General features: G+C 46.7%; 13 protein-coding genes. 10 read left to right on the forward strand and 3 right to left on the reverse strand.

The features are described from left to right. Window positions 1-101: 101 nt before the first annotated feature. Window positions 102-1,235, reverse strand: coding sequence for an N-methyl-L-tryptophan oxidase (gene solA, locus MHI14_RS07695; RefSeq protein ID WP_341131683.1), 1,134 nt, complete (start codon window positions 1,233-1,235; stop codon window positions 102-104). 132 nt (window positions 1,236-1,367) lie between these two features. On the opposite strand from solA, the gene MHI14_RS07700 reads away from it, so the two are divergent. The 6 genes from MHI14_RS07700 (at window position 1,368) to MHI14_RS07725 (ending at window position 6,005) form a co-directional block, all read left to right on the forward strand. Beyond that, the gene (locus MHI14_RS07700) at window positions 1,368-1,925 is read left to right on the forward strand and encodes a GNAT family N-acetyltransferase (RefSeq protein WP_249912002.1); all 558 of its coding nucleotides are present in this window, start codon (window positions 1,368-1,370) and stop codon (window positions 1,923-1,925) included. Between the two features lie 110 nt (window positions 1,926-2,035). Further along, window positions 2,036-2,791 carry an exodeoxyribonuclease III gene (locus MHI14_RS07705; protein ID WP_249912003.1) on the forward strand — a complete coding sequence of 252 codons (756 nt, stop codon included), beginning with the start codon at window positions 2,036-2,038 and terminating at the stop codon, window positions 2,789-2,791. A gap of 233 nt (window positions 2,792-3,024) precedes the next feature. Continuing rightward, entirely contained in the window at window positions 3,025-4,008 is a 984-nt protein-coding gene (locus MHI14_RS07710) for an alpha/beta hydrolase (RefSeq protein ID WP_249912004.1), read from the forward strand. Window positions 4,009-4,058: 50 nt separating this feature from the next. Further along, a complete protein-coding gene (locus MHI14_RS07715) occupies window positions 4,059-4,205 on the forward strand; it encodes a hypothetical protein (protein WP_221824551.1) in 147 nt (48 codons plus the stop codon). Window positions 4,206-4,237: 32 nt separating this feature from the next. Further along, window positions 4,238-4,816, forward strand: coding sequence for a hypothetical protein (locus MHI14_RS07720; protein WP_341130115.1), 579 nt, complete (start codon window positions 4,238-4,240; stop codon window positions 4,814-4,816). Between the two features lie 211 nt (window positions 4,817-5,027). After that, a complete protein-coding gene (locus MHI14_RS07725) occupies window positions 5,028-6,005 on the forward strand; it encodes a diaminopimelate dehydrogenase (protein WP_434060076.1) in 978 nt (325 codons plus the stop codon). A 160-nt stretch (window positions 6,006-6,165) separates the two neighbouring features. Here MHI14_RS07725 and MHI14_RS07730 read toward each other — a convergent pair whose 3' ends face one another. Next, a complete protein-coding gene (locus MHI14_RS07730) occupies window positions 6,166-7,020 on the reverse strand; it encodes a pentapeptide repeat-containing protein (protein WP_289390047.1) in 855 nt (284 codons plus the stop codon). A 94-nt stretch (window positions 7,021-7,114) separates the two neighbouring features. Further along, window positions 7,115-8,158, reverse strand: a complete 1,044-nt coding sequence (locus MHI14_RS07735) for a LacI family DNA-binding transcriptional regulator (protein ID WP_341130116.1) — start codon at window positions 8,156-8,158, stop codon at window positions 7,115-7,117. 245 nt (window positions 8,159-8,403) lie between these two features. On the opposite strand from MHI14_RS07735, the gene MHI14_RS07740 reads away from it, so the two are divergent. The 4 genes from MHI14_RS07740 (at window position 8,404) to MHI14_RS07755 (ending at window position 13,909) form a co-directional block, all read left to right on the forward strand. Beyond that, window positions 8,404-9,678, forward strand: a complete 1,275-nt coding sequence (locus tag MHI14_RS07740; RefSeq protein WP_133385756.1) for an apiosidase-like domain-containing protein — start codon at window positions 8,404-8,406, stop codon at window positions 9,676-9,678. 66 nt (window positions 9,679-9,744) lie between these two features. Further along, window positions 9,745-10,788, forward strand: coding sequence for a Gfo/Idh/MocA family protein (locus MHI14_RS07745; protein ID WP_249912009.1), 1,044 nt, complete (start codon window positions 9,745-9,747; stop codon window positions 10,786-10,788). Window positions 10,789-10,790: 2 nt separating this feature from the next. Further along, the gene (gene eutH / locus MHI14_RS07750; protein ID WP_249912010.1) at window positions 10,791-11,879 is read left to right on the forward strand and encodes an ethanolamine utilization protein EutH; all 1,089 of its coding nucleotides are present in this window, start codon (window positions 10,791-10,793) and stop codon (window positions 11,877-11,879) included. Window positions 11,880-11,968: 89 nt separating this feature from the next. After that, window positions 11,969-13,909: a beta-glucoside-specific PTS transporter subunit IIABC gene (locus MHI14_RS07755; RefSeq protein WP_341130117.1), complete on the forward strand. Its 1,941-nt coding sequence runs from the start codon at window positions 11,969-11,971 to the stop codon at window positions 13,907-13,909. Window positions 13,910-14,003 lie beyond the last annotated feature (94 nt).

The following is a 14,003-nucleotide window of genomic DNA, read 5'->3' on the forward strand; positions in this document are numbered from 1 at the left end:
CGTGTCCTTCTTTCTTGGAGGTGCAGTGCTCTTAGCGACACTGCACCCTCAAGGAAAGTAGCTATTTTAGACATACATATATTCATCCACCCAGCTGGTACTTAACGAAAACGGGATAGGGTGAACCTGCTAATATCCTGATCCGTGTGCCCTGTTTGCACCAAGTCGGATAGAATCTGCCCAATGGCACTTGCAAACTTGAAGCCGTGACCGGAGAAACCGCCTGCGAGCCACACACGTTCATGGGCAGGGTGTCGGTCGATAATAAAATCTTCATCCGAAGTGAATTCATACTTGCACACACTACCACGTTTCAATTCTCCAGCTGCCTGAGGCATATGAAGTTCGAGCAGCCTGCGCAGATCCCCCTCGTCCGTTTCTTCCGTACCAAATGGAGCCATTGTACTTCCTGGTGTCCACACCTGACCCGTATCATGACGACCCATCTTCAGACCTGATCCGCCAATGCTTGGAAATCCATAATATGTACCTTCTTTTCCTGCCAGTGTAAAACCGGGGAAGTGTGCCTCCCCGTACAAAGCTTCTGGTGCATCAAACCATCCAACCGTTTTACGCACTGCCTGGATCGGGAGATCCACGAAAGGTTTTAACGTCTGAAACCAGGCACCAGCGCTCAGGATGATTTGGTTGGCATGGTAGGTCTCACCACCTGAAGTTTGAACTGCGACGGAATGTGGTCCGTATTCGATATGCTCTACCCGAGTGTGAGTTAACAAGGTGGCACCATGAGTCTCGGCTGCCTTGCGGTAGGCACGAATACAGGGTTCACTATACAAATAACCCGCATCAGGTTCATACATGCCCTCGTAATGTTCAGGTACTGTAATACCTGGCCAGCGTTTCATTACCTCGGCTGCGTGCAACGTTTCATACCGAATACCTGCATCATCTGCATGGCTCAATCGGTTGCGGAAGGAATGAATCTCCGGATCAACCACATTTAGTACACCGGAAGGAACAAACAGTTGGTCTCCGGTCGTTTCCTCCAGCTCGTGCCATAACTTCTGTGCAAGTAATGCCATGGCAATATAGTCAGGCCCTCCACTGTACACATGGCGCATCAGTCTGGTATCCCCATGATGACTTCCTTCCGTATGCGGAGGATCAAAGGCATCAATTAATAAAGTTTTGCATCCACTGCGCGATAGATAATACCCAGCACTCATACCCATGGAGCCGGCTCCAACGATAATAACGTCATATGAATGTGTGATAATAGCACGTCCTTTCCTATGTACCCTTTTATACAGTAATGCCTTAATAGAACATATTAATAGTAAAAGCTTGATGAAGGCAAGTGTAGTAAAATGGACTTCTACAATAAATGTTGGCAAAGGAGACCAAGCATGAGTGAGCAATTTAGGTTTGATCTATTTCCGTTAATTCAGACAGAACGATTCATCCTCCGGTCGGCAGAGGCTGAGGACAGCCATGATCTGGTGGAGTTATATTCGGATGAAGCTGTGGTGCAATATATGCCATTCACTCCCTTTGAATCCGTGGAGGATGCACAGGGTGAGATGAACTGGTATACGAAGATTTTCAAGGAACACACGGGTTTACGCTGGATGATTGAAGACCGTGAAACTCGTAAAGTGATCGGAACCTGTGGGTTCCTGAACTATGAAGATGTACATAACCGTGCAGAGATCGGATACGACTTGCGTTCCTCTTTCTGGGGCAGCGGTGTGATGACTGAAGTGGCCCGTGCTGTGTTACATTTTGGATTCACAAGCATGCAGCTCAACAAGATTGAAGCAAAGGTTGAACCGGAGAACGAGGCGTCAATTCGCCTGTTACACAAGCTTGGTTTTCAACAGGAAGGTGTACTGCGGCAGCATGAGTTTGAGAAAGGCAGATATATTGACCTTGCGGTGTTCTCCAAGTTACGAAGCGAAATATAGGCAAGCTAGCCCCCTAAGGATTCCAATGACTCCATCTCATTCCAGAGCCGCAAGGCTTGTCCCCCGGAATGGGCCCATGCTATATTGGAGAGATGTGAGGAGATGAGGATATGAAGCTGGTGTCCTGGAATGTGAATGGCTTAAGGGCATGTGTGACCAAAGGATTCATGGATTATTATCAGGAGAGTCAGGCGGATATTTTCTGCCTTCAGGAGACCAAATTACAAGCCGGACAGATTGAGATGGACCTGGGGGAAGATGTTTATCAATATTGGAATTATGCGATCAAAAAAGGTTATTCCGGTACGGCTGTATTTAGCCGAATCAAGCCTTTATCCGTTCGTTACGGGATGGAGGAGGACAGCGAGCCGGAAGGACGGATGATTACACTGGAGTATGATGAGTTTTATCTGGTGAACGTCTATACCCCTAACGCAAAGCGGGATCTGACCCGGCTGCCTTACCGTCTGGAATGGGAGGATCGATTCCGGGGGTACATTCTGCAATTGGAGCAGACTAAGCCGGTTATCGTCTGTGGTGACCTGAATGTGGCTCATCAGGAGATTGATCTGAAGAATCCGAAGCCCAATCTGGGCAACTCGGGATTTACCCTTGAAGAGCGTGGCAAGATGACCGAGTTGCTTGCTTCTGGTTATGTGGACAGCTTCCGCCATCTTTACCCGGATCGTACGGATGTGTACAGCTGGTGGTCTTATATGCCGAAAGTCAGAGAACGGAATGTGGGCTGGCGCATTGATTATTTTCTAGTATCCAATCAATTGGCACCTAAGGTGGCAGATGCGCATATCGACTGCCACGTGATGGGCAGTGATCATTGCCCCGTGGGTCTTACTTTGCAATTATAGGTAAGGATCATCGTGATATAGATTGAGGTAAGAGTTTTAGAATACAAGTATAGATGAACTGCAAGTTTCCTGAATGGGAGATTTGCAGTTTTTTTGCATTCACAGGTAGGGGAGGAACACTGGACTTTGGTTGGGGAAAGAACTGGACTCGGGATTGTTTCAATCCCGCTATTTCTTGGGTACGATTGAAGCATACATATATAGATGAACCTTTGGGGTAAGGGGTAGAGAAGATGAAGAAGGGGTTACGGAGAGGGTTAAAAGTGCTGGGAGGCATCATGCTTGCCACAGGACTTTTGCTGCTGGCAGGTACAGCGTATGAAACGTATCAATCCACGCAGGATATGAAGTCCTATCCCCCGCCAGGCAAGTATTATGAAGTGAGTGGTCGCAACATGCACCTCTACACCGCTGGCAAAGGAGAGGTAACCGTGGTGTTTGCCTCAGGCTGGGGTACACCTAATCCGTATGTGGATTTCAGTCCGCTATATGACAAGTTGAAATCACAGGTAAAAATTGCGGTATATGATCGGTTCGGGTACGGATACAGCGACTATACGGATGAACCTCGTGATGTCGATACCATCTCGGAAGAGATCCACCAATTGCTGCGAACATCCGGTCAACGTCCACCTTACATCATGGTCGGTCACTCCCTGGGTGCGTTGGAGACACTGCGGTTTGCGCAAAGGTATCCTGATGAGGTGGCTGGCATGGTCATGATCGATGGCGGAAGCCCGGAGTATTACAGTCGTACAGACCTGAATACACCAGAATGGATGATGGATTGGTCCCGTTTTCTGGTGAAAACAGGCATTGCACGAACATTGCTGCAATCGGATCGCATGATGGCATCTCTGGTCATTGACCCAAATCTGGTAACGGAACCGATGAAAAAAGCCGTCACGATATCCACGCTGAGACATGCGTACAATGACAATGTCATGGAAGAGGTTCGGAATTCCAGAACAAATGCAGCGTGTGTGCTTGAGAACAAAACGAAGTTTGGCTTCCCCCTGACGATTCTCACAGCCGGTTCGGAAGAGTCGGATGAGGACAGTCAGGCATGGCAGGCCGATCAAGCGGTTTTTGCTTCATGGTCAAGATACGGAACACAGCTGACGGTTCCACACGCGAAACACGGTATCCACAGAAGTCAGCCGGATATTGTTGCCGCCGAAATTATGAAATTAGTGACAACGTCCAGTGACTTATGAGTAAGATGATCCCACAAACACATGATGAACAGGATGAGGAGGAGGGATGGATGAAAAAGTTTAGAGTGATTACCCGGTTCCTCTCCATTCTCGTAGCCAGTTGTCTATTGTCTTTAAGTGTATTATCTGTATCTGTGATATGGGTTAAGAATAACGTTCATGCGGTGCCTGTGATCCAGCCGTTTGAACGTGATTAGCACATGAAATGAAGAAGAAGGAGTGGTAACGGATGGTGAAGAGGAGGAAGCTTTTATTGGCTTGTGCGGCACTGGCTATGGTAGTGGCCTTAAGTGCTTGCAGCAGCGCAGCAGACGAACCGAGTGATACTGAGAAGGTGGACACTGAAGTTTCCTCCGAAACTGGTGAACAAGAGACTAATGAAGGTGAAAGCGAAGCAACAACAAGTGAAGTGACCGAAACGGAGGGTACTACTGCACCAGCAGACTCCGATTCAGATCGTGGTGAGGAAGCGGCTACTGGAACCAATGAGTTGCCGGAGAACTTGCCAAGTGATTTCCCATTGCCGGAAGATGCAACGATTCGTTTAGCCAATTCTGGTGAGAATGAAGGCAAGCAATCGGCCATGGTGATTTTCTCAACTGAACAAGATATGAAAACCGTATCTGAGTTGTATAAAGATTACTTCAACGCCAAAAAGTTGACGGATGCGGGTCAGACAATTGATGACAAAAATATTATCATTCAGGGAACCGATCCGGAGACGCAGGATGTCTGGTCCTTGATTGGAGGAACATTGGCGGGACAGGAAGGCGTCATTGAACTGACGTTGACCTGGACAGAATCATAAGCAGAAGATAAGGGCTACTTTTCTTTCCTGCTTTTTTTCTTCCTAAAATAACGAATGAACGCCATAATACCTTGCATACGGAGCCGCATTATTGCTGCACCGCTGCAAGGTATTTTTATTTCGAACTGGAAACCTGACAGGTTACATGGTATGTTATATCATTAGAATAGAGTAATAGACAACTATAGAAGAAGACAGGAGAGGATTGAACATGATTAGAGTGGGTATTGTTGGTTACGGTAACTTGGGTAAAGGTGTAGAGAAAGCCATTTCCCAGAACGAGGATCTGGAACTGATTGCTGTGTTTACACGTCGTAATCCGGAGCAGATGGTCGCTGAAGGTACAGAAGTACGTTTTGAGCATATCTCTGCAGCGGAGCAATACATAGGCAAGATTGATGTTATGATCCTCTGTGGTGGTTCTGCAACCGACCTTCCAGAGCAGACACCAGCCATCGCCAAATTGTTCAATACGGTAGATAGCTTCGATACACATGCGAAGATTCCTGAATTCTACAAAGATGTGAATGCTGCGGCAGAGCAAGGCGGTCACGTAAGTGTCATTTCCACAGGTTGGGACCCAGGCTTGTTCTCCATGAACCGTCTGCTTGCACAGTCCATCCTGCCAGAAGGAAAAGAGTACACGTTCTGGGGTAAAGGTGTGAGTCAAGGTCACTCGGATGCGATTCGTCGTGTTCCAGGCGTTAAAGCGGGTGTGCAGTATACGGTTCCTGTTGAAGAGGTGATCAACCGCATTCGTGCAGGGGAAACACCAGAGCTGTCTACACGCGAGAAACATCTGCGTCAATGTTATGTGGTAGCAGAAGATGGTGCTAATCAGGATGAGATCCGTGAGACGATTGTGTCGATGCCTAACTACTTTGCAGATTACGATACAACGGTAACGTTCATTACCGAAGAAGAATTGAAATCCGAGCATGAAGGCATGCCGCATGGTGGATTTGTAATTCGCAGTGGAGTTACAGGTGCCGGTCAAAAGCAAATTATTGAATTTGGTCTGAAACTCGACAGCAATCCTGAATTTACAGCAAGCGTACTTGTGGCTTATGCAAGAGCCGCACAACGCTTGAGCGTGGAAGGACATAAGGGAGCGAAAACGGTATTTGATATTCCACTCGGTCACTTGTCTCCGAAATCGGCTGAAGATCTTCGCCGCGACTTGTTATAATTCTGATTCGTTCCAGTGATTTGTACAACAAACAGCTCGTCCTTGGATGTTTAGGACGAGCTGTTTTTTTACTATTGCGGTATACGATTCATACATTCATATGAATTAGCAGGTACATTCCTGCCTGTATTTTTGCTCGTGCTCTTGCGGAAATGGCACCCTACACCCAGTGTGAGGGAATGTTGAGATGATTCGGCAACTTGGTATTCACATTACCTTTCGCTGCATTAATCTGCGATTGCGTGAGGAAGATGCCACCTCGCAGGTCTGCACCGCCCAGATCCGTATCCCGCAAGTCCGCGCCAATCCAATCGGCATTTCGTATATCTGCATGTTGGAGGTTGGCTGCGATCATTAAAGCCCCTCGGAAGCTTGCGCCCCGCAGGTCAGCCCCTTTTAAGTTGGCACCAAAAAAGTCACTTCCGGTACGTTTTTTGCTCTTCTTCGACTTCCCTTGTCCTTGAGAGATAGATGGCACATGCGCGCGTACCATTTCACTTGCCTGGACCAAGAGTTGATTCACACTGGACCGATAATCGGCGATGTCCAGACGGAGGAGGGCCGCAGGCTCCAGATTGCTCAAGCGCTCAATCTCCTCATATAACTCACCAAATGCCGAGTGAAGGGATGACGTCTCTGGTCTCATCATCATTTCCTTCATATAACTGAGCAACTCGTGAAGTTGTCGCAAGGCAGGCAGACAATCAAACATCTCCTTTGCAGACTCTGGATGATCACGCCAATCTTTGCCCGCGTAGGTCACTTGGGACAGCTTCTGTCCAGCTCCGAAACAGTCGTATACCGTGCAACCTTTGAACCCTTTCTGCCGAAGCTGGGTATGGATACCGCAGCGATTGTCCGTGCGCAGATTGGGACAGGGTGTGCCGCTGGCTTTATCAAAAGCAAAGTCAGATGACTTGCCGTAGGGCAAGGCAACACAGCACAGCCCAAAACATTGCTCACAGTCTGCGCTCAGATGCGGACTCGCAGTGCTGGCATATGGTTGGTTAGACAATGTAAACACTTCCTTATAATAGTACAAATAGATGGAATTACGTCAGTACCACTTTACCATCCCACCGGAATGCGATCAATTGTATTGTTAACAATTATTCAACAGCGGGCGTGGCGACAGGTACACAGGATCTGCGTTCCACAATTTCTGTATTTACATAGATGTGAGTACCGTTTTTCTCATTGTTCCCCAGGTTAGTCATAATCAGATTGACGGCCGTTTTGGCCATCATATCTTTTTTGACATGTACGGTGGTTAATTCAGGGCTGATTACATTGGCTTCGAAAATGTTGTCAAAACCCATTACCGAAATATCTTCGGGCACCCGGATGCCGATATTTTGCAATGATTTGATCGTGCTGATCGCCATATAATCGTTCTCGCAGAAAATAGCAGTAGGTCGTTCCTCTAGATGCCGGATCGATTGCTGTAAATGTTCCTGAGCCATCACCAGCATGGGCTGCAGATGGAAGGTTAGTGCCTCAGCAACGGTCAGATGATGTTCGGCCAGCGCTGTGCGAAATCCATCTTCCCGTTTGATGAAGTTTGGGATTCGTGTACCGGATTTCACATATCCGATGCGACTGTGCCCCAGCTTGACCAGATGTTGACCTGCCTGATATCCGCCCAATGTATTATTAATGGACACGAAATTCGCATTCACATGTTCATAGGACGTGTCCAGAATGACAACATTGTCATGAATGGATTGAATGGTTTCAATCATAGGCGCAGTCAGGTTGATCCCGAGCAATAACAGGCCGGCGGACGGTTGTTCCTTTTCCAACGTTTGCAGTTCTTGCTGCAAATCCTGTACGTCAATGGACGAGATGACAAGTGTACTGCCATGTTGCTTGACCTGTTCCGTAATGTGGTGGATCAACTCATTGAAGAACGGGAGTGAATCATAATGCTCTGTGACGATGTCGGAATTTTTGCAGGCAACAAAACGAATAATAGCATTTGTTTTCGGTACTTCTTTTCCTATTTTTACGGTTCTCGGTTTGTAGCCATGTACTTGTGCGATGTTAAGTATATGTTCACGTGTCTGTTCGCTGACACCAGGTTTATTGTTAAATGCCAGAGAGACCGCTGCTTTGGAAACTCCAGCAAGCCTTGCAATATCATCAATCTTCAATAGGGAACCTCCTAAATAGTGTACATTGGTTCAGTATACCATGAATGAAGCGTTTAGTTTAGCTGATTACTAAACTAAACTTAACTAAAATATTTGGGTTGTAAACTAAAATTGTAATTGACTGTTTATGTTTACGGTGCTAACATTCAAATTGAAAACGCATTTATAATCCCTTTTGAATGACTTTTTATATTAATTTAACTAAAATAATATTAATTAATTTAGTTAGAAGGATAGGTGAAATGATGTCTGTTGAGGTTACGACTCACCGCAGGACGTTTGAGAAAGAAGGCAATCCGTTCTTTTATTTGGCGGATACGGTTTGGAGTGCATTTACCAATGCTTCATTGGAAGAATGGGAAGAATACCTCGATTATCGCAGTATGCAGGGATTCAACGTTGTACAGATCAATATTTTGCGCCAATGGGATGCAAGTGGTTCTGATCTGAATATCGAACCTTTTAACCAGCAAGGAGATGGCTCGACGGACTATTTTTCACTTAATGAAGCTTATTTTGACCGTGCACAAGACATGGTTCGTATGGCAACAGAACGTGGATTCACACCCGCACTTGTGCTCCTTTGGTGCAACTATGTACCCGATACCTGGGCCACCATGTTTCAGAAGGATGGCAAGATGCCACTTGAAGCTGTTGAGCCTTATGTGACCTATGCGGTAAATCGATTCTCGGAGTTTAATCCGATGTATCTGGTCAGTGGGGATACCGATTTTCCTTCCGAAGAGGCGAATGCCTACTATCAGATAGCGCTGGAGACTGTAAAACGCATCAGCCCATCCAGTCTGACGACGCTACACATCCAAGGCAGACTACGAGAGATTCCTGAAGTGTTTGCAAACCATGAAGGGCTGGACTTTTACATGTATCAGTCTGGGCATAACTCGGAATTCCAAGCCTATGCGCATGAGATTGCAGATCACTTCTATCATCAGTCGCCTGTACGTCCAGTGATCAACGGTGAGCCTTGTTATGAACAGATTAGTTATAGCCGCAACGTCTATGGGCGCTACTCTGCATTCGATGCTCGCAAGGCTGCATGGCAGAGTTTGCTTGCCGGAGGTGGGGCCGGTGTCACTTATGGGGCACATGGCATCTGGAGCTGGCACAAGAAAGGCAAGTCTTTTGGCATTGTGGAGGGTGAAGGTTTTGATAGCCCTTATGATTGGAGATCAGCTCTAAGGTTCGAAGGTGCGTGGGATTATTCCTTTATCAAGTATCTCTTTGAGCAGTACAAGTTGGTGGGTGTGAAGCCGATGGATATCGTATTAAACAAAACGAAGGAGATTCGTGCGGCAGGCACGGAGGACACGCTCGTGCTGTATGTTCCGGTAAATACCAAGGTACGTCTGGACTTCCCGGTTGAAGAATACGATTTTACGACCATTGATCTCGTACAGCGCCGATTTGCCAAGACAGCAGCTTATCGCGAGAACGAATATGGTGTGATTCCCATGCATGCTTTTGAACATGACGTGGTGATGATTGGTACACGTAAATAAGAGTTACCAGAGAGAGGTGCCAAAGCTGGCACAAATAGAGATTTACATTATAGATGGGGTGAAGGTATGTGGAAAATTGGTATTGTCGGAACAGGGTACTGGTCAGAAAAACACATTAAGGCTTGGCAATTCGTTGCTGATGCCGAGATAACAGGAATTTGCGACAGGCACGAAGATACATTGAATGAAAAAGCAGAACAATTTAACATCCCGGCAACATTTCGTTATTCGGATGTGACAGTGATGCTAGATAATGCGAATCTCGATGTAATCGATATCATCACGCCACCGGAAACTCATCTGGAGCTGGTGAAAATGGCTGCAGCAGCGGGGAAGCATATTATGTGCCAGAAGCCGTTTGCCCGTTCTATTGAGGAAGCTGAAGAGATGGTGCGTATTGCGGAAGAGGCAGGTGTGCGTCTGATGGTGACGGAGAATTGGCGCTGGTTAGAACCTTTTCAGTTGATCAAGCAACTGCTTGAGGAAAGTACTGTGGGACAATTGAATACGATTCGGTATATTCATACGGATTATTATTCTCCGAGATTCGCACCGGAAGAGAAGGTGCCACAGCCTTTTTTTAGAGACATGCCACAATTGCTGTTCTATGAGATGGGTGTGCATTGGTTTGACACCTGGCGGTTCTTGTTTGGTGAGCCTGAACGTCTATATGCCGAGACCAGAAAGATTAGTAAATATACGTTGGGGGAAGACAGCGGTATGGTCATGCTGGGATACAGGGATTATGTCGGTCTCATGGATATGAGCTGGGCGACCCGTCGTGAACTGAGTGAACCTTTGCCGAGCCAGGTGCTTCCGGATCATAAGGAGCAACTCATCATTGAAGGGGATAAGGCTTCCATTAAGCTATATAAAGACGGAAGGTTGTCCATCATTGATAATGCTGGTGTGGAGACGGTATATGCTGAACGTACAGAGTTAAACTACGAGGACAGTCATCGAAAACTGCAATCCCACTTTATTGAATGTTTGAATACAGGTGCGGAATTCCAGACCAGCGGTTCGGATAATGTTAAAACGCTTCGCTTGGTATTCGATACGTATGAAAGCGCAACCCATCACAACGTGAAGCGGTATGTACAGGAGTAATCATGCCCATTAATGATGTTGTCATGATCCTTATTGCATTTTTCCTGGTGCTTGGCGCTCTGGACAAGGCTTTCGGGAACAGGTTGGGCCTTGGAGCAGCATTCACGGAGGGCATTATGGCGATGGGCACACTCGCCCTGGTGATGGTGGGAATTGTATCACTTGCACCATTCCTAGCGAATATGCTTATGCCGCTGATATCTCCATTATATGAAGCGATCGGTGCCGATCCGGCATCGTTCGCCAATACCATCCTCGCGGTAGATATGGGAGGGTACGCTCTGGCTGGACAGATGGCCCAGAGTGAACAGGCTGGCCTGTTCTCCTGGGTGTTCCTGGGTACCATGTTTGGGCCAACTATCGTGTTTACCATCCCTGTTGCACTGGGCATTCTGGATCGGAAGGATCATCCGTACTTTGCCAAAGGGGTACTGATCGGCATCAGTACCATTCCCGTTGGTTGTTTAGTCGGCGGTCTGGTAGCGGGCATCAATTTTACAGTGATATACCGAAATCTGATGATACCGATTCTGTTATCTGTAATTATTATGATCGGCTTGCGCTATTTTACGAATCAGACCGTGAGGTTGTTTAAAATATTTGGAAGCGGTATCACCTTGTTGTCCCTGATTGGACTGGTGGCTATAGCTGTAAAAACCCTTACAGGTTGGGCACTAATTCCCAATATGGCACCGCTCTCGGAAGGCATTACAACGGTAGGTACAATTGCGATTGTGCTGGCGGGTGCTTTTCCCATGGTTGCGGTAATCAATAAAGTCTGCCAAACCCCGCTTGAGCGAGCGGGCCGTTTGCTGAATCTGGATGCGCCAACAACCGCCGGACTCGTTGCTTCACTGGCTCACAATATTCCGACCTTTCGAATGGTCAAAAATATGAATCCAAGGGGAAAAGTTATTAGTATTGCTTTTGCAGTCAGCGGCTCCTTTGTGCTTGGGGGTCATCTGGGTTTCGTAGCAGGAATGGACAAATCTATGGTAACTGCCATGATTGTGGGCAAATTGACAGGGGGCATCAGTGCGGCGATTGTAGCAGCATGGGCTACACCAATCAAGAACGACATTCAAATATAAATCATTTAACAACGTTATATAAACACTAATTTGTCTGATTAAGAAATTATTGCAAGATATTACGGCATCCATGTAAAGGAGTATATGACATGAATCACGACCAAACAGCAAAGGAAATTCTCAGCGCCGTCGGTGGCAATGATAATATCAATAACGTCATTCATTGTGTAACTCGTCTCCGATTCAACCTGAAAGATATGAAGGCACCCAACAAGGAAGAGATCAAGAAGATTGACGGAGTACTCACTGTTGTGGAGAGTGGTGGCCAGTTCCAGGTGGTCATCGGCAATGAAGTTCCCAAAGTCTATGAGTCCCTGATAGGAATAATGGGAAAAGAACCGATGTCAGCCACTTCAGAACAAAAGGGGCAAGGAGATAAGCATGGTCTGTTCAATCGCTTTGTTGACGTGATATCTGGCGTATTTATGCCGGTAATCGGTGTGCTCGCGGCAGCGGGTATTCTCAAAGGGTTGCTAGCCCTGTTCAGTACGTTGAAATGGCTTACGGAAGACATGAGCACATACAAGATATTGTTTGCAACCGCAGATGCACTGTTCTACTTCTTCCCGATTCTGCTTGGGTTCTCTGCAGGGAAAAAGTTTGGAGGTAATCCATTTATCTCTGCAACCATTGGTGCTGCACTCGTATATCCAACGATGACCGCTGCCGCTACGGCAGGGACAGGTATGTCCTTTCTGGGCATTCCGGTCATTTTAATCAACTATACACAATCGGTTATTCCAATTATTATTGCTTCTTATCTGGCATCAAATTTCGAGAGATGGGTTACAAAAATATCTCCTTCTCCCATTAGAATGTTTGCCGTACCGCTGGTTACACTGACAGTAATTACCCCGGTTGTTTTTATGGCAGTGGGGCCGGTAGCAACGCTAATCAGTGACTATTTGGCCAAAGGAGCAATGTGGACTTACGGGCTAAGCCCTATTGTTGCCGGATTGCTTCTGGCTGGCCTCTGGCAAACCATTATTATTTTTGGGTTACACTGGGCATTTATTCCCATCCTGCTAAATAATTTGGTAACAAACGGATTCGATCCAATCAATGGTATGTTGTATGCTACTACGTTTGCCCAAACCGGGGCAGCATTTGCAATTGCGATCAAAACCCGGGATAAGAAGTTGAAGCCGATTGCGATGTCTGCGACAATTTCAGGCCTCATGGGTGTAACGGAACCCGCCATTTACGGTGTAACATTACCGGCAAAAAAAGCGTTTATTATGGCTTCCATTGCAGGTGGTATCGCAGGATCTGTCGCTGGTTTCATGGGTTCTACTGCGTATGGCTTTGGTGCAGGGGTGTTCGGTATTCCGTTGTTCATTAATCCTAATGGAATTGATACCGGATTCATTGGTTTCATTCTTTCTGTCCTGATCGCCTTTGTATTGGGCTTTATTCTGACGTACATGTTCGGTTACAAAAATGCAGCCACGTCTTCTGCTTCAATGAAGCTGGAAAAAGCAGAACAGGTGCAACCAAACCGTATATCATCGGATGACAAAGAATCTGCTGGTGATGTTTCTGCCACGACTCCAGTTCAGGCAACTACGGAAGTGTATGTAGAGAAGATCGTGTCCAGCCCGCTGACGGGCCAACTGATTCCGTTGACAGAGGTCGGGGATGAGGCGTTCTCTAGTGGAGCCATGGGTCAAGGAGCGGCGATCATTCCGACAAAGGGTGTGGCATATGCCCCGTTCGATGGTGTAGTGGTTACGATTTTCAAGACGAAACATGCCATTGGACTGTTGTCTGAGGATGGCGTGGAGATTTTGATTCATGTGGGTATCAATACCGTGACTCTCAAAGGCAAGCATTTTACTTCATATGTCTCTGATGGCGATACTGTTCGCAAAGGAGACAAGCTGGTGGAGTTCGATCTGGAGGGCATTACAGCCGCAGGGCTGGATATAATGACCTCTGTGATCGTATCGAATACAGCTATTTACACAGACATTCAGGCTAAACAACAAGGTAACATCGAACATGGTGAAGCTTTGATCACTGTAAAATAAAAACGTATGATATGTCAGAGCAATAGCATTTCAATATAATTATGTAACAATACCAATAAGGGCAGTTCTCCGAATTTACGGGGAACTGCCCTTA

This window comes from Paenibacillus sp. FSL K6-2393, assembly GCF_038002545.1.
In the GTDB taxonomy this organism is placed as follows: Bacteria; Bacillota; Bacilli; order Paenibacillales; family Paenibacillaceae; genus Paenibacillus.

What these genes read in the sequence shown, in the direction of transcription:
- MHI14_RS07700 (WP_249912002.1), top strand. Translation starts at nt 1,368, where the DNA reads ATGAGTGAGCAATTTAGGTTTGATCTATTTCCGTTAATTCAGACAGAA.
- MHI14_RS07705 (WP_249912003.1), top strand. Translation starts at nt 2,036, where the DNA reads ATGAAGCTGGTGTCCTGGAATGTGAATGGCTTAAGGGCATGTGTGACC.
- MHI14_RS07710 (WP_249912004.1), top strand. Translation starts at nt 3,025, where the DNA reads ATGAAGAAGGGGTTACGGAGAGGGTTAAAAGTGCTGGGAGGCATCATG.
- MHI14_RS07715 (WP_221824551.1), top strand. Translation starts at nt 4,059, where the DNA reads ATGAAAAAGTTTAGAGTGATTACCCGGTTCCTCTCCATTCTCGTAGCC.
- MHI14_RS07720 (WP_341130115.1), top strand. Translation starts at nt 4,238, where the DNA reads ATGGTGAAGAGGAGGAAGCTTTTATTGGCTTGTGCGGCACTGGCTATG.
- MHI14_RS07725 (WP_434060076.1), top strand. Translation starts at nt 5,028, where the DNA reads ATGATTAGAGTGGGTATTGTTGGTTACGGTAACTTGGGTAAAGGTGTA.
- MHI14_RS07740 (WP_133385756.1), top strand. Translation starts at nt 8,404, where the DNA reads ATGTCTGTTGAGGTTACGACTCACCGCAGGACGTTTGAGAAAGAAGGC.
- MHI14_RS07745 (WP_249912009.1), top strand. Translation starts at nt 9,745, where the DNA reads ATGTGGAAAATTGGTATTGTCGGAACAGGGTACTGGTCAGAAAAACAC.
- eutH (WP_249912010.1), top strand. Translation starts at nt 10,791, where the DNA reads ATGCCCATTAATGATGTTGTCATGATCCTTATTGCATTTTTCCTGGTG.
- MHI14_RS07755 (WP_341130117.1), top strand. Translation starts at nt 11,969, where the DNA reads ATGAATCACGACCAAACAGCAAAGGAAATTCTCAGCGCCGTCGGTGGC.